Origin of the sequence: Burkholderia sp. KJ006, from assembly GCF_000262695.1 — a bacterium.
Taxonomy (GTDB): Bacteria; Pseudomonadota; Gammaproteobacteria; order Burkholderiales; family Burkholderiaceae; genus Burkholderia; species Burkholderia vietnamiensis.
On record NC_017921.1, the window covers coordinates 1,937,618 to 1,953,612 of the forward strand.

13 protein-coding genes and 1 pseudogene are annotated in these 15,995 nt (G+C 62.1%); 3 read left to right on the forward strand and 11 right to left on the reverse strand.

The window, feature by feature from the left end; all coding sequences use genetic code 11:
- Window positions 1–391 precede the first annotated feature (391 nt).
- The 8 genes from asd to MYA_RS22545 all read right to left on the reverse strand — a co-directional run bounded on the left by asd (window position 392) and on the right by MYA_RS22545 (window position 8,902).
- Window positions 392–1,513 carry an aspartate-semialdehyde dehydrogenase gene (asd, locus tag MYA_RS22510; RefSeq protein ID WP_034195019.1) on the reverse strand — a complete coding sequence of 374 codons (1,122 nt, stop codon included), beginning with the start codon at window positions 1,511–1,513 and terminating at the stop codon, window positions 392–394.
- A gap of 82 nt (window positions 1,514–1,595) precedes the next feature.
- On the reverse strand, window positions 1,596–1,715 hold the full coding sequence (locus tag MYA_RS32255) for a hypothetical protein (protein ID WP_014725191.1): 120 nt from the start codon (window positions 1,713–1,715) through the stop codon (window positions 1,596–1,598).
- A 130-nt stretch (window positions 1,716–1,845) separates the two neighbouring features.
- Window positions 1,846–2,913: a 3-isopropylmalate dehydrogenase gene (gene leuB, locus MYA_RS22520; RefSeq protein ID WP_014725192.1), complete on the reverse strand. Its 1,068-nt coding sequence runs from the start codon at window positions 2,911–2,913 to the stop codon at window positions 1,846–1,848.
- Window positions 2,914–2,986: 73 nt separating this feature from the next.
- Window positions 2,987–3,637 (reverse strand): 3-isopropylmalate dehydratase small subunit, encoded by a 651-nt coding sequence (leuD, locus tag MYA_RS22525; protein WP_011881755.1) that lies wholly within the window; start codon window positions 3,635–3,637, stop codon window positions 2,987–2,989.
- 67 nt (window positions 3,638–3,704) lie between these two features.
- Entirely contained in the window at window positions 3,705–3,851 is a 147-nt protein-coding gene (locus MYA_RS22530) for an entericidin A/B family lipoprotein (RefSeq protein ID WP_011881754.1), read from the reverse strand.
- A 3-nt stretch (window positions 3,852–3,854) separates the two neighbouring features.
- On the reverse strand, window positions 3,855–5,264 hold the full coding sequence (gene leuC, locus MYA_RS22535; protein WP_014725194.1) for a 3-isopropylmalate dehydratase large subunit: 1,410 nt from the start codon (window positions 5,262–5,264) through the stop codon (window positions 3,855–3,857).
- Window positions 5,265–5,863: 599 nt separating this feature from the next.
- Window positions 5,864–7,150: an SEL1-like repeat protein gene (locus MYA_RS22540; protein ID WP_014725195.1), complete on the reverse strand. Its 1,287-nt coding sequence runs from the start codon at window positions 7,148–7,150 to the stop codon at window positions 5,864–5,866.
- 3 nt (window positions 7,151–7,153) lie between these two features.
- Window positions 7,154–8,902 carry a phospholipase D-like domain-containing protein gene (locus MYA_RS22545; RefSeq protein WP_014725196.1) on the reverse strand — a complete coding sequence of 583 codons (1,749 nt, stop codon included), beginning with the start codon at window positions 8,900–8,902 and terminating at the stop codon, window positions 7,154–7,156.
- A 92-nt stretch (window positions 8,903–8,994) separates the two neighbouring features.
- Here MYA_RS22545 and istA point away from each other — a divergent pair, with 92 nt between their 5' ends.
- The gene (istA, locus tag MYA_RS22550) at window positions 8,995–10,023 is read left to right on the forward strand and encodes an IS21 family transposase (protein ID WP_041494180.1); all 1,029 of its coding nucleotides are present in this window, start codon (window positions 8,995–8,997) and stop codon (window positions 10,021–10,023) included.
- Window positions 10,020–10,793, forward strand: coding sequence for an IS21-like element ISBcen13 family helper ATPase IstB (gene istB, locus MYA_RS22555; protein ID WP_011881749.1), 774 nt, complete (start codon window positions 10,020–10,022; stop codon window positions 10,791–10,793). The genes istA and istB overlap by 4 nt, the downstream gene beginning before the upstream one ends.
- A gap of 214 nt (window positions 10,794–11,007) precedes the next feature.
- Here istB and MYA_RS22560 read toward each other — a convergent pair.
- Window positions 11,008–13,682: pseudogene (locus MYA_RS22560) on the reverse strand (type VI secretion system Vgr family protein).
- A 63-nt stretch (window positions 13,683–13,745) separates the two neighbouring features.
- Here MYA_RS22560 and MYA_RS31420 point away from each other — a divergent pair.
- Window positions 13,746–14,183, forward strand: coding sequence for a hypothetical protein (locus MYA_RS31420; protein WP_146125851.1), 438 nt, complete (start codon window positions 13,746–13,748; stop codon window positions 14,181–14,183).
- 60 nt (window positions 14,184–14,243) lie between these two features.
- Here MYA_RS31420 and tssJ read toward each other — a convergent pair whose 3' ends face one another.
- Together tssJ and tssG are read right to left on the reverse strand one after the other, a co-directional pair.
- Window positions 14,244–14,894, reverse strand: a complete 651-nt coding sequence (gene tssJ, locus MYA_RS22565; RefSeq protein ID WP_014725198.1) for a type VI secretion system lipoprotein TssJ — start codon at window positions 14,892–14,894, stop codon at window positions 14,244–14,246.
- Between the two features lie 46 nt (window positions 14,895–14,940).
- The gene (tssG, locus tag MYA_RS22570; protein WP_011881747.1) at window positions 14,941–15,957 is read right to left on the reverse strand and encodes a type VI secretion system baseplate subunit TssG; all 1,017 of its coding nucleotides are present in this window, start codon (window positions 15,955–15,957) and stop codon (window positions 14,941–14,943) included.
- Window positions 15,958–15,995 lie beyond the last annotated feature (38 nt).

Below are 15,995 nucleotides of genomic sequence, written 5' to 3' on the forward strand. Positions count from 1 at the left end.
GCGTCGTAACCGCATAGTTTACTTCACGCGATCCGATTCCGGCCGAATTCGTCGCCGGCCGATACGGCCGACCGACCGATTCGCCAATGGATCGCGGGATCGCGCGCGGCGCGCATGATCGAGCACGCGCCATTCGTCGGCCTGAATGTCGCCGGCGGCGTTCTGGCGGGAACGAACGCGGCCGCCATCGACGCGATGCGCGCAACGCGCACCGCATCGACATCCACGCCCACTTCCGCGCCGGCCGCGAAGCCGCGGTATCGGCGGCGCGGCCCCAGCCTGCTCATGAGCGCATCCAGCGCCGGACATCAACAAAAACGCCTGCCGCCCGCGAACGGGCTGGCAGGCGTCTCGCTTCGCGCGCCGGCGGCGCGCGTGCGCGGCCCGATGCTTACTTGTCGAGCAGGATGCGCAGCATGCGGCGCAGCGGCTCGGCCGCGCCCCACAGCAGCTGGTCGCCGACCGTGAATGCCGACAGGTACTCGCCGCCCATCGCCAGCTTGCGCAGGCGGCCGACCGGCACCGTCAGCGTCCCGGTGATCTTCGCCGGCGACAGATCGCGCATCGACGCTTCACGCTCGTTCGGGACGACCTTCACCCAGTCGTTCGCCGACGCGAGGATGCCGTTGATCTCGTCGAGCGGCACGTCCTTCTTCAGCTTGATCGTCAGCGCCTGCGAGTGGCAGCGCATCGCGCCGATGCGCACGCACAGCCCGTCGACCGGGATCGAGCCCGGCTGGCCCATCGCCGGCTTGCCGAGGATCTTGTTGGTTTCCGCGCCGCCCTTCCACTCTTCCTTCGACATCCCGTTGCCGAGATCCTTGTCGATCCACGGAATCAGCGAGCCGGCGAGCGGCACGCCGAACTGGCTCGTCGGCATAGCGTCGCTGTTCATCGTCGCGAGCACGCGGCGGTCGATGTCGAGGATCGCCGAAGCCGGATCGGCCAGTTGCTGCTCGACCGAGCCGTGCAGCGCGCCCATCTGCGACAGCAGTTCGCGCATGTTCTGCGCGCCCGCGCCCGACGCGGCCTGGTACGTCATGGCCGTCATCCAGTCGACGAGGTTCTCGCGGAACAGGCCGCCGAGCGCCATCAACATCAGGCTGACCGTGCAGTTGCCGCCAACGAAGTTCTTCGTGCCCTTGACGAGCGCGTCCTTGATCACGTCGAGGTTCACCGGATCGAGGATGATGACCGCATCGTCGTTCATCCGCAGCGACGACGCCGCGTCGATCCAGTAGCCGTTCCAGCCGGCCGCGCGCAGCTTCGGGAACACTTCGTTCGTGTAGTCACCGCCCTGGCACGTGATGATCACGTCGCACTTCTTCAGTTCCTCGACGTTGGTCGCGTCCTTGAGCGTGGTCTCGTTTTTCGCGAACGACGGCGCTTTGCCGCCCGTGTTGCTGGTGCTGAAAAACACCGGTTCGATCAGGTCGAAATCGCCTTCTTCCTGCATGCGTTGCATCAGCACGCTGCCGACCATGCCGCGCCAACCTACGAGACCTACGTTCATGACTAACCCTTTGAATGGAGCTTCCCCGCCATTTCCGCCCCCGGCGTGACCGCGCGGGGAAACAGGCGGGCACGACGGACGATCAGCGTTTAATGATCGTTTTCGTGGTAATGGTTTTCGTGATGACGATGGCGCGCGCATCCGCACGGGCAATGTTGCCGTGGGATTTCAAGACCGGGGAGATCAGGGAAATCAGCGCCATCGTTCAAGTCTACACAAAGCCGGTTGCCCGCACAACGGCCAACCGTGCGTGGACCGGCCGATTTCGCGGCCGATTCACGTGTTTTTCATCCCGGCCGCCGTACCGGCCGGCCATATGCGTGCAACGCGGCTTACAGCGCCGCCACCACCGCATCGCCCATCGCCGAGGTGCCGACCTGCTGGCAGCCCGGCGTCGCGATGTCGCCGGTGCGATAACCTTGTTCGAGCACCGTTTTCACCGCGCGCTCGATCCGGTCGGCCTGCTCCGCGCGATTCAGCGAATAGCGCAGCAACATCGCGGCCGACAGGATCGTCGCCAGCGGGTTCGCGATGCCCTTGCCGGCGATGTCCGGCGCCGAGCCGTGCGACGGCTCGTACAGGCCCTTGTTGTTCTTGTCGAGCGAGGCCGACGGCAGCATGCCGATCGAGCCCGTCAGCATCGACGCTTCATCCGACAGGATGTCGCCGAACATGTTGCCCGTCACGATCACGTCGAACTGCTTCGGCGCCTTCGCGAGCTGCATCGCCGCGTTGTCGACGTACATGTGCGACAACTCGACGTCCGCGTATTCCTTAGACACGTCGATCATCACGTCGCGCCAGAATTGCGACGTTTCGAGCACGTTCGACTTGTCGACCGACAGCAGCTTCTTCGCGCGCTTTTGCGCGGCCTGGAACGCGACGTGTGCAATGCGGCGCACTTCGGGTTCCGAGTAGCGCATCGTGTCGAAACCTTCGCGCGCGCCGGCGAACGGGCCGTCCGGTGCGGCGCGCACGCCGCGCGGCTGGCCGAAGTAGATGTCGCCGTTCAGCTCGCGCACGATCAGGATGTCGAGGCCCGCGACCAGCTCCGGCTTCAGCGGCGACGCATCGACGAGCTGCGGATAGCAGATCGCCGGGCGGAAGTTCGCGAACAGCTCGAGGTGCTTGCGCAGCCCGAGGATCGCCTGCTCGGGGCGCAGCGCGCGCTCGAGCGAGTCGTACTTCCAGTCGCCGACCGCGCCGAACAGGATCGCGTCGGCGTCCTTCGCCAGCTTCAGCGTCGCGTCGGGCAGCGGATGACCGCTCGCCTCGTAGCCGGCGCCGCCCACCGGCGCGTGCTCGAGCTCGAACTTCTCGTCGAGGGCGTTCAGCACCTTGACCGCTTCGTTGACGATTTCCGGACCGATGCCGTCGCCGGGCAGCACTGCAATCTTCATGCGTTATTCCTGGACTGGGTAATGTAGGTGGCAGGTCGGCGAGCGCGTCACGCGCGCCCGCCCGCGGCCGAAATCAGCCGACCAGCTTGTTGTTGAGCCACGGCTGCTTCGCGAGCCGCTCGGCTTCGAACTGGCGGATCTTGTCCGCGTGACGCAGCGTCAGGCCGATGTCGTCATAGCCGTTCAGCAGACAGTACTTGCGGAACGCGGCGATCTCGAACGGATACTCGCGGCCGTCGCCCGTGCGCACGACCTGCGCCTCGAGGTCGATCGTCAGCTGATAGCCGTTGAACGCATACGTGTCGTTGAACAGGTGATCGACCTGCTGCTCGGTCAGCACGATCGGCAGCAGCCCGTTCTTGTAGCAGTTGTTGAAGAAGATGTCGGCGAAGCTCGGCGCGATGATCGCGCGGAAGCCGTACTGCTGGAGCGCCCACGGCGCGTGCTCGCGCGAGCTGCCGCAGCCGAAGTTCTTGCGGGCGAGCAGCACCGACGCGCCCTGGTAGCGCGGCTGGTTCAGCACGAAGTCGGGGTTCAGCGGGCGCTTCGAGTTGTCCTGGCCGGGCTCGCCGTGGTCGAGGTAACGCCATTCGTCGAACGCGTTCGGGCCGAAGCCCGTGCGCTTGATCGACTTCAGGAACTGCTTCGGGATGATCGCGTCGGTGTCGACGTTCTCGCGATCGAGCGGCGCCACGACGCCGGTATGCACATTGAATTTTTCCATGATCCGTCTATCCGGTTGAAGGGCCGGCATGCCTGGCCGGCGCACATCGACAATATTTCGGCGAGCGTCAGTCCGCGGCGCGCTGCAGCGCGTTGCCGGCGGCGTTGACGTCCTGGCCGAAGCCTCGGACGGTGTTGCAGCCCGTCAGGCCGAAGCCGAGCCCGACGAGCGCCAGCGCGGCAAGCACGCGCACGATACGTTGCGATGCCTTCACGCGTTACCCCAGCTTGCGAATGTCGACGAAATGGCCTTCGATCGCCGCCGCCGCCGCCATCGCGGGGCTCACGAGGTGCGTGCGGCCGCCCGCGCCCTGCCGGCCTTCGAAGTTGCGGTTCGACGTCGACGCGCAGCGCTCGCCCGGCTCGAGCCGGTCGGCGTTCATCGCGAGGCACATCGAGCAGCCGGGCTCGCGCCATTCGAAGCCGGCGTCGGTGAACACCTTGTCGAGCCCTTCGCGCTCGGCCTGCGCCTTCACCAGGCCCGAGCCCGGCACGACCATCGCGAGGCGCACGTTCGGTGCGATGCGGCGGTTCAGCTTCTTCACGACGTACGCGGCCGCGCGAATGTCTTCGATGCGCGCGTTCGTGCACGAACCGATGAAGATCTTGTCGACGTTGATCGACTCCATCGGCGTGTTCGGCTCGAGCGCCATGTAGGCGAGCGCGCGCTCCATCGCGTCGCGCTTGACCGGATCCTTCTCGCGCTCGGGATCGGGTACGCGCGCGTCGATCGACGTGACCATTTCCGGCGACGTGCCCCACGTGACCTGCGGGACGATCTCGGCTGCGTTCAGCTCGACCACGCGGTCGAACTGCGCGCCTTCGTCGGACTTGAATTCGCGCCAGTATTCGACCGCCTGATCCCATTCCGCGCCGGTCGGCACGAACGGACGGCCTTTCAGGTAGTCGATCGTCGTGTCGTCGACGGCAACCATGCCGGCGCGGGCGCCGGCTTCGATCGCCATGTTGCACACGGTCATCCGGCCTTCCATCGTCAGCGCGCGGATCGTCGAGCCGCCGAATTCGATCGCGTAGCCGGTGCCGCCCGCGGTGCCGATCTTGCCGATGATCGCGAGCACGATGTCCTTCGCGGTACAACCGCGCGGCAGCGTGCCTTCGACCTTCACGAGCATGTTCTTGCTCTTTTTCTGCAGCAGCGTCTGCGTCGCGAGTACGTGTTCGACTTCCGACGTGCCGATGCCGTGCGCGAGCGCGCCGAACGCGCCGTGCGTCGACGTGTGCGAATCGCCGCAGACGATCGTCATGCCCGGCAGCGTCGCGCCCTGCTCCGGCCCGATGATGTGCACGATGCCCTGACGCAGGTCGTTCATCTTGAACTGCGTGATGCCGAAGGCGTCGCAGTTGGCGTCGAGCGTGTCGACCTGCAGCTTCGAGACCGGATCGGCGATGCCGTGGCTGCGATCGGTGGTCGGGACGTTGTGGTCCGACACGGCCAGGTTCGCGCTGATGCGCCACACCGGGCGGTGCGCGACGTTCAGCCCTTCGAACGCCTGCGGGCTCGTGACTTCGTGCAGCAGTTGACGGTCGATGTAGAGCAATGCCGTGCCGTCGTCTTCGGTGTGGACGACGTGGGTATTCCACAGTTTGTCGTAGAGAGTCTGTGCCATGGGTATGCGGGGTCGTGATGACTACAAGCCTTGCGGGTGCGGTCGATTATGCCACGCGCAACGCGCCGCCGCGCAGTGCGGGCGCGAAAAACCCATTAAAAACAGTGGTTTGGCTGGTAGCGGCAATACCTGTATCGGGATTACCAGCCAAAATCAGTGCCGGATTTGATCAGACGCGGAGGGCCTATTTGTCATTTTGCGGCGTGCGCCGCAGAGGCGAGACGGGGCGACGCGTGAAGAGCGCGCAGGAGTCCCGGCGCCGAAATTGCGGTAAGTGCAGATATTGGTCGGGGGCGAATGCGCGTGTGAGTGGCCTACGCGCAATACGGACATGGCGGGACCGGCCCGGAATCGAGCGAGGGCACATCTCCCCAAAGTGCCAATACGAAGGCCGGCAGCCCCGAATCGTCCACATCGGCAAAGTCGCGGCGACGCGCGAATGTGAGCGACTGCGTGATATCGAATTGAAGCACTGCCTGATGAGCCCGACTCTGCCGACTTGCTTATCGAAATTCTCTCAACCCGGGTGCTTCACAGTGCGCTCACTGTCGGACTGCCGCTCGCGCTCTTCGGAATGGGCCGTACCAAGCGGTCAGTGATCACAATACGCGTCGGTCATAAGATTCGAGGCGCCAGACCTCGTCAGTACTGTGCACACGCATGCCGAGTAATGCATCGAGCCCGGGAAGTGGCCGGGGATTGTCGACAGCGAGAGGCGGCATGATTTCGCCCTTGCTGACATACCGCGTTGCCTCGAGACAAACTCGAGAAACATGCCGTACCGACCAGATGCCGTCCTGCGGACACACCTCGCCTGTGCGCGCCGCGGTGCCCAGTGGCATGCGATCCTCCTGAGTGCTTTTAGGTGCTGACACAAGAGGCAGCCCAGTCGTCGGGTCGAGGTTCTTTTCGCGCGCGAGGCGCTCGACTAGTTGGTCGGACGGTTTTTGCGGCGGTTTGGCCGCTTCCTGCTCTTTTTGCCACTGAAACGTGCCGTCCCAAGGCGGTAACTTCACGGGAGGCAGCGGGACGATCTTGTCAATGTCCGGTACCTTCGGGTTGAGATCCTCATTGTCGTTGAGAAATTTCCAGATCGCTTCGTAGCGGCGCGAGCGTTCGAGGTCATTAGATAACCCGAGGAAATAAACCCTATCCGATGGTTGAGTATCAAATCCGTGCCGCAACGCAAACGCCGATTCAGCAACCCCCGCTCGCACGCCCTTCTGAAATGCTTTGACGGCTGCGGGGTACGATTTTTCAGTCGACAAATCGATGCCTAGGTAATTCGCCGCCTTGCCGTATCCTTGATCGGTTGCACACTCGATCATTTTTCTGGCAATGTCCGGTGCGCGATCCCTGGGGGAAAGCAGGTCTCCGACACGAAATTGCCCTTCTGGACTTCCCAGGTCGGCGGCTTTTCTGAAATAGGTCAACGCCTTCTTCTCGTCCTGCTTTACGCCATAACCGAGTTCGAGATAATGGGCCATGTCGTAGTAGCCCCCCGCAACGCCAGCTGTAATCAACTGTTCGACCAGATCAATCGTCTCCTTTGGCGCATCGGGCGAGTGCGCGAAACCTTCGGACACCAGCAGTTGCAGATTGTGGTTCGCCTTGAAGTGTCCGTAGGCAGCCGCAATCCGGTAATATCGGGCTGCTGCATCGTAGTTCTTCGGCCCCTCCTGCTTCTCCAAATACAGTGCGTACTTGAACAGTGTGTCTGCTTCCGGATCGAGCGGCGGCAGATGGTCGACTTCGTGAACGCAGGTAAAGGCCAGTTTCGCGCGCACGGCGTTCATGTCAGCTTCGGAGGGCATCGAATTGTCCTTGTTCGAACAAGCGCAAAGCGCAAGCGCCAGGCAGATCGCAGTAGCAGTGTTTCGTTTCATTGTTTAGTCCAACCGCGTGCGCTTTGTCGACGTCCACTTGAAGCCGACGAGAGAGGCGATAGGTGGCTGCCCGCGTTTCTGATTACTAGCATTCAGTTTAATGATGTGCTCCCAAGCCGTCGCCGCGTTCCCCGCTGAGTCTGATGCACCCTCCTCTACTCCTCCGGTATGCATGGCCCACAGCCGTCTACGCAATGGCTGCGTGACGCCCATATGTTCATGGCAGATGTTTAGCTCACTATCGACTTCCATGCTGCGGCGGTTGATGTTGGCCGAACCGTGTGTCAGGAACACATCGTCTACGATCATAATCTTGCTGTGGATATAGACTGGCATCCAGTTGGTCGGCGGGGAATCCGGCGCGACTAATGTGCAGAGGTGAACCTTCAATCCACGAATCTCCTGCGGCAGGATCAGCGTTTTCATATCGTCATTGATCTGGGCTTGCCGCCTGACGCTATCGAGCTTCGCCTGCGCCTTCTGCTTTTCCTCTGGACCAGAGGCATTATTCAACTGCAGCTGTGCTGCGGTCGCTTGCTTGCCAAGCGATTTGGCAGTTTCTATCCGTGCAACGTTCGGCATGGTATCCGCACGGCCCAATGCGTTCAGCATGTCGTAGGTCGTGCCGGCACCCAGCCCCATCCCCTCGTCACTCGAATTGGTCACGACAAAGAGATGAACGGAGCCGTGCTTGGCGATATCGCGCCCCTGCCCAAATTGCTTCTTCACCGCGCTCTTGATTTCATCGGCCAGATCCGGCCACCTGAAATACTGATTCTCGATATAGATGAACTTCGTCGCGTTGCGAACCGCTTGAAGATAAAGAGACTTGATGTTACGCACGCCCTCTTGCGACTGCGTGCGATTGATCTGAGCCATGACCGGTGTCCCGGCCGTGGTCGATAACTTCAGTTGCTTGGCCAGCGGCATGCGCTTCGCTAGCAGATCTTCCTTCGTGCTGTGCTGCCATGCCCGGCAGAAGTTGACGTTCAGATGTTCGAGAATCGGACCCGCAATCCTCGCCGACATGTCCTGTCGGGGTGTCTCACCGTTACGACCGCGATCCGGAGATTTTTTCACATAGCTATGCGAGTCATCATCCCAGTAGGCATCAAGTGTGTTGTGTCCCATCACGAAGCCCAGTGCCAGCGCAGGGGCCTCATAGTCGATCAGCACTGTCTTCTGATGATGAGACGGTTCCGCACCATACGCGCCGATGGCAGTGTGGGTCGGACCTTTGCCGCTCCCACGCAGCAACGCCTCTCGATACATTATCTCGCTACGATCACCGAGTGAAAAATCCCGCATCACCACCTCGATCCCAATATCCTTGAGTGATTGGGTGCCGAGCAATGGCCAGGCATTCGAAGCAAGTTGCGGGTACATTTTCGATCCGGCGGGCGCGATCGTAGATCGTTGCGTTCCGCGAGGTTGCCGCGCGCAGTAATACCAGTTCCGATCGTACGCTCTCTGTTGTGTGTCCTCGTTCTGGGTCACGAAGCGCTTCAGATTGTATTCTGGCGCTTCCTGTTCGCTGAACTGTGCGACCCACGCAGAATCCAGCCAACAGAGAATGCGAACCTTGACCCCTTGCTTGGCCTGCTGGATAAGCAAGTCGCCGATGCGTAGCGACTTTCCACCGTCACGCTTGAAATACATCGACGGTTGAAACCCCCAGCAAACGTAATCGATACTGTGCTTGGCATTGCAAATCGCATCATAGAGCGCCCCGAACGCCTCCTTGCCGTTCACTGTTGGGCGCAAAGTAATAATGAGCCACTTCGCGCGAAGTAAATCTAAGCCACCTTTCAGTACAGTCAGCCTTTTGCGCGCAAAGGCTGGCGATGCTCCAGAAGGAACAGTGGATGCAAATCCATGTGCTCAAAGCCCAAGGCGTATCGGAGCGCGAGATCGCGCGGCGCCTGGGCATTTCTCGCAACACGGTGGCGCGGTACCTGTCGGCTGAGGAAGTGCCGCGCTACAAGCCGCGTGAACCGCGGCCAACCAAGCTCGGAGCGTTCGAGGCGTACATCATCGAGCGCATGAGGGCCGCAGCACCGGAGATCATCGCAGCGCCGGCGCTGCTGCGCGAGTTGCGGGCGCGCGGCTACGAGGGCCAACTGCGAAGCCTGCAGGCTTTCATGAACACGCATAAGCCCATGCCGAAGCCCGATCCAGTCGTAAGGTTCGAGACCGAGCCCGGTCGGCAGATGCAGTGCGATTTCGTTGTCTTCCGACGAGGCACCGACCCGCTTTACGCCTTCACCGCCACGCTCGGCTTCAGTCGTTGGCGCTGGGCACACTTCACCACCGATGAACGCGCCGAGACGCTGGTTGCCTGTCATCATGCGCTGTTCGAAGCCTTGGGTGGCATTCCTCGCGAGATCCTTTACGACAACGCCAAGACCATCGTTGTCGAACGCGATGCTTATGGCGACGGCCAACATCGCTGGCACGCCGGCCTGCTCGATCTGGCCAAGCGGTACGGCTTCCTGCCCAGATTGTGCCAACCGTACCGCGCGCAGACCAAGGGCAAGGTCGAGCGATTCCACCGCTATCTGCGCGGCAATTTCTATGTGCCGCTGGCAAGCCAGCTTAAACAATCCGGCTTGATGCTCGATGCCGCGACTGCGAACGTCGAGGTGAGTAAATGGCTGCGCGACGTGGCCAACCAGCGCGTGCATCCGGTTACCGGGCAGGCACCCGCGATTCTGTTGGAGCAACGAGAACGGGCTTGCTTGCTCGATATGCCTGGCTACACATTGCCCCGATTGCCGGCTCGCGCCGTCGCTCGGCCGCGCGTTGATCCCGCGATGTCGATCCAGCACCCGTTGTCCGTCTACCAGCAATTACTGACCGAGGTGCGCGCATGAACTTGCAGCAGGAACGCATCGACGGGCACTGCCAAAGCCTGAAGCTCGAGGGACTCATGCACCGATACGTCGCTCTGGCCAGCGACGCGGCGGCCAAGCAATGGAGTTTCCTCGACTTCCTCGAGAACGCGCTCGCGCACGAACGAGAGACGAGGCAAGTTCGTTCGCGGCAAACACTGGTGCGCATGGCCGGGTTTCCCGCCATCAAGACACTGGATGACTACGACTACAGCTTCGCCGTCGGGGTCCCGCGCGAGGCAATCGACGAGCTTGCCACGCTACGCTTCATCGAGCGAGGCGAGAACGCCGTGTTGCTTGGTCCGTCGGGCGTGGGCAAGACGCACCTCGCGATCGCCATCGGATATGCAGCGACGCAGGCCGGCATCAAGACGAAGTTCATCACGGCGGCGGATCTGATGTTACAGCTCGAGGCTGCACGCCGACAGGAGCGATACGACGCCGTTCTTCGGCACAACATTCTCGGCCCGAGGCTGCTCATCGTCGATGAGATCGGCTATCTACCGCTCTCGGGCGATCAGGCCAGTCACTTCTTCCAGATCGTCGCCAAGCGCTACGAGCGTGGCTCGATGATCCTGACCAGCAACCTGCCGTTTGCGCAGTGGGACGAAACCTTCGGCGGCAACACCACCCTCACTGCAGCGATGCTCGACCGCATCCTCCACCATGCCCACATCATCCAGATCAAAGGAGACAGCTACAGACTGAAACAGCAACGCAAAGCCGGGCACGTCCCGACATCGAAGAAGTAACGACTGGCTCAGTTTTACTTTGCGCGATCAGGCGCGAAGTGGCTCAGATTTCAAATGCGTTTGACATCACTAACGGCATATACGATGCTTCTACGGGGTGAAACTCGGCAGGCCCCTCTGCGGCAAAGTCAACGAACCATGGTGAACAGAAGGTCGCCGAGCGTTTCTCGCTACGAGCGATCGGCGTGACGATATTTGACGGGTCGGCCACGTTTTATGCTCCAGTCTGAGAATCCGGCGCGATATCTATCAGATCACTGTATCGCTGGCGATGTGCCGCTCGGTCACCCGGCGGGGTGATGTCTGGATTCCTGCTGTTTTCATGAAAGTGGTAGCCGCTGTTCGCGAGCGCCGCATTGGCACTTTCGCCGCGGTAATCCTCGCTGACAGGAAACGTATGCGTAACGCCATTCGCGAGTTCGAGTTTGTATTGCTGAGTTGTGACGTGATGGTCGATCTGGAGTAGTCCCGTCTCGTCGAATACACCTTGTTTCACCAGTATCCCGTCAGCAAACAGCTTGTAGGGCATGCCTGCTGGTACAACGGCCTTCGAGGCGGGCGAGGCAATGGCATTCAGAATGAGCGGCGTTGTTGGCAACGTAGCTAGCGCAGGATGAGTCAAGTTCAGTGGCGTATTCATCGACGCTGCCCCTTGCTTCTGGATCGTGATGACCTTAAAAAGGAGGTCACCGGGGCCACCGAGTGTGATGTTGCCATCCTTCAACTGGATGAAGGCGCCGCCGCATTCCAGAATGATCTCCTTCGCCGCAATGAGATCAACCTGCCCGGTCACGCTAACGATGCTGACATCCTTGTCTGCGGCGAGCGACATCGCGCCGCTCTGGGCCTGCAACTCGACCGGCCCTTTCCCCGCAAAGATCTTGATCCCGAGCTTCTGCGCGAACAGCGAGATTCGCTCGCCGGCAGTCGCCGTGAAACGCTTCATGACGCTGAAGTCAGCGCTCTTCCCCGCCACGGCCGAGATGTTGTCTTCGGCTGCGATCTGCACGCCTTGGCCCGCGATGATCCCCGCCGACGCGGGCGTACTCATCAGCAATCCCGGTTTCTTCAGCCCGTCGAGCTCGTCCTTCATCTGCTGTTGCGCATCGGTGTCGGCCGGCATCGCCTTAGCCGTACGCGCCGCATCACCCAGCGACTTCGCCAACGCCAGCGCTTGCTCCAGTTGCGCGATCGTCTCCTGCATGTCGAGTTGCTTCCCGCTCGCACCCGGGCGGTCGCAGGCCGTCAGGTGCAGCCCCTTGCCCGCGCGCTCGACACCGTGACCCGACGTGCGCAGTTCGAAACCCTCACCGCGCCGCTCCAGTTTCTCGTCGACCAGATAGCCCAGGTCCAGGTGGCTCGTGCCGGAGTGTTCCGTGCTGAGCTTGATGCCCTCCTGCCCCGCCCAGTCCTCCATCCGCAGTTTGTTGTTCGACTGCGTGCGGATCACGTTGCGCGACAGCCAGCGGCGATCGCTCGTCACCAGATCGCGCGCCTGACTGTGATGATGGAAGCCGATGATCTCCGGCTTATCCGGGTCCGCGTCCCGGAACGCGATCACCGCTTCGTCGTTGTCCAGCGCCGGGAAGTGGAAGCCCGTCTGCCACTTGCCCGCGAAGGGCTTTGCCAGCCGCAGCGGCACGCTTTCCCCGCCTGCCGGCCAGTCCGCGAAGTCCACGTCGAATCGGACCGTGTAGTAGCCCGCCGCGGTCAGGTACGCGACTTGTATTTGTCCGGTGACGTAACCCGGCCCGAGAGCGTACCGGCGATCTTCGGCCACTCGGCCTCGTCGAGCTTCAGCCGGAAGCGCCGGTTCGCCGGGATCGCCATATAGCGATTCGTGTAGGACTGGTCGCGCGCGCCGGTGTGCGTCACCTCGATCACGACCTGACCGTCCGGCGCATCGGGCAACTCGGTGTCGAGGTTCAGCACGCGTCCGGCATGCAGCGCCAGCACGTTGCTCTCGCCCTCGTAGACGACCTGCCATGCGATCGCCGCTTCATGGCGCAGTTGCGCCTCCCACTTCGCGCCCGCCTGATCGAGGTGGTGCGTGCCGTAGATGTACGGCTGCCCATAGGTGGTCCGGTCCTGCGGCGCGACGTTCGCCTCGTCCTTGAACCGCTCCCATGCCTGCTCGGGGTTGTAGTCCGCCACACGGAACGACTGTGGCACCGTCACCGCGTGGGTCCTAAGCGACCTCACTGCCTCGGCGCCGGTCGCCTCGAGCCCCGCTGTCTCGCGGTACGCGGCTGTCAGGTGCGGGTCCCACTGGTAATGGTCGACGTCGTCGGCAAACACCACCTGGTCGCCATGCTCGGTCTCGACGATGTAGCTGTAGATGCCTGCCTTCTGCATCAGCATCTGCACGTACGACAGGTCGTCGAGCTTGTACTGGAAGCGGAACAGGTGCTGCGGATACTGGCGGCGCAGCCGGAATGCGAACTGGTGGCCTTCCAACCCGTGGCTGCGCAGCACCGCCTCGATGATCTGCGGGGTGGTCTGATGCTGGTAAATGCGGCTCGTCGTGACGGCTTCGAGGCGCGCAAAGTGCGACCGCAGGACGATTTCGTACTTCGTGAAGTCGTGCGTGGTCTGCAGCCCGGAGAAGCGTGCAATGAACCCGGAGAACCGCCGCGGCGCCCCGTCATCCGGCACGATTGTGCAGGCCGCATCCCGGTTCAGGTAGTCGGCGCGCACCAGTGGCAACGGATGGGTCAGCACCACGTGCACCTCGGTGGGCGCGCCCATCCGTTCGGTGGCGTGTACCGACACCACCGACAGCGCAGCCGCGCTATCGGTGCCAGGCACATCGAGAAAATATGCCTGGCACCCCGAAATCGCCGTCAGGTTTGAAACGAACCGCTTCGCGTCGTCAAACGAACTTGCCATTGGTGTTCACCCGTCGTAGTGACAGTACGACTCCGCAATCGGTGCCCGCGAAGGTTCTTCTTCATGAGCGAATTCCCGCGCAACGTGGCTATGTGCCTGCCATCGAACAGCACATCTGCTTCCGACGAAAATCCAGCCCATTTACGAACGCCGCGTGTTGTTGGCTTCGAAGGTCGGCTGCAGAACCTTGTAGGTTTGCGTCGCGGAACAGCTTGGCAAATTGGAGTCGTACCGTGCGAATCGTATGACGCTATCAAACGCTCGTCATACAGTCCAATCCCGCAACGCAAATTTGACAATTCTTTGATCATGTCTTGCGTATTCCCAACTACGGTCGTTGATACCAATAGCAACAACTTCGATTTCCTAATCACAAAACGTAATCGCAATGCTGCACTCCGATTGCCTGCCCGTCTAACCGTTTTCTACTGCGCCGCCCCTGGTACATCGGGCAACGCTGGGTTGCTCGTCGTAGATCGTGAGCAGCACCTTGCTGCTTGACCATTTTTCTTCGATGGCCACCTCATCCCGCCCAATCCTGACGAAAGCGAGTCCCGATGTTCATCCTTCATCCTGTGTGCCGGATTGAGTGGTTGCTTTAGGTATGGGCTTGGGCGCGGCCGGTGCGCTCTGCTGGGGCGCGGTGTGAGTTATCGGCCGATCCTTTGTACCGACCAGATTGAGCGTGTTGTCGCGCACCTCGATCTTCACCGGATCGGTCTTTTTCCACTGCTTCTTCGGCACCGCCAGTTTCCACACCGCGCCGTCCCCCGGCTCACGGAAGAACGCCACGACGCCGACCACCTGTGCGTCCGGGTTCATCGGCTCGACCACGCTGGCGCTCGCGCCCGGGCGCAGCACGACGTCCTTGGTCGCGAGCAGATCCGCCTTCAGCGCCTCGAGATCGTTGGTCTGCAACTGGGTATAGTCGAGTTGCTCGAAGGTCTTCGCGTCCTTCAACTGATAGAGCCTCACCACCGTCGACAACGGCTGCCCGGCCGCGTTGGCGTTGAGCGATGAGCGGGCGACGAGGTCCAGGTTCATCGTCTTCACCTGCGTCGTGAAGGCCCATTTCGCAGCGTCCACCGTGCTGTCCTTCACGGCCTGGCCGACGCCGCAACCGGCCGTCGCAACGACCACCACGGTGGCCACTGCACCGACGAAGCTTCGTCCAATCGGTATCCTTAAAATGCTCATCTGATTGTTGTCCATGTTTCGAGTTCTGCGTCGCGTTGTGCCAGCGAATCGTATTGCGGGCTTATACGGTTTCCGTCGCCCCGCTCCAGCGCCCCAACTGCACCCGTGTCACGCGAGTGGGTCCGCGCCCTACCGCAGGCGGCGACCCGAGCTGCGTGGTCAGGCCGAGGTTCGCCTGACCGGCGGCCAACAACGGTTCCGGCATCAGGTCAGGATGCACCTGCATCTCGAGCAGCGCTTCGCTTTCGTAGCCGAGGTAGAAGCGCAGCAACGCGGTGATCTGTCGGTATGCCGGTTGCCCGGGCACCAGCGCGGTGACCGATTCGCGCGTGTGCGGCGTGATCACGATGCGTACCGTGTTCGCCCGATCGTAGAATCCGCGTCCGAGCAGACATTGTTCGCCGAGCGCTGCAGGCTCGAAATCGTTGACGGTACGCCACACCGGATAGAACTCCTCGACGTCGATCGCGGCATCCGGTATCGCATGTGTCAGCACGCCGGCGAGCCCTTCCGCGGTACGCGTCTTCTGAGCGGCTAGTCCGAGCATCGACAGCAGCGTTCGCGCACCAACGCCCTGCGGCAGCCCCCAGTCAGGCGCATGTGTGTCCGGCGACCGGAACCCAAGACCGACAAAGCTGAGCACACCGCGGGAGACCGTGTCGAAGCCATCCGGCCGGAAACCGGCCGGATAGCGATACTTGCGCCAAATCCGGTAGAACTGCGTCGCAATACGATGGTGGAACAGGTCCAGGAACGCCGACAGCGGCTCGGCGCCGTCGCGGTTCTGCGCCACTTCGTCGACGAAGTACGTCGGCATCCGCGCGTCGACGCCGTACAGACCGAGGAACGTCGTACGCACCGCAACCGGCTTCGCCGGATCGTCCGCGTCGTATTCGACTGCATCGATCTCGCGCGCCGGAAACCCAAGTTGGCCACGTGAGCGGAACCGGACCGGATCCGTCGCGGGCGAATCGGTGGCGCCGAGCGGCGCTGCATCGGGTGACGCCAGTTCGATCAACGCGCAGAAGCGATAGAAATTCATCCGATGCGCCTGATCCAACAGCGCCGGCAACAACATCCGGTCCGCGTGGGCTGGCGGCAGGGTCGTCAAGCTGC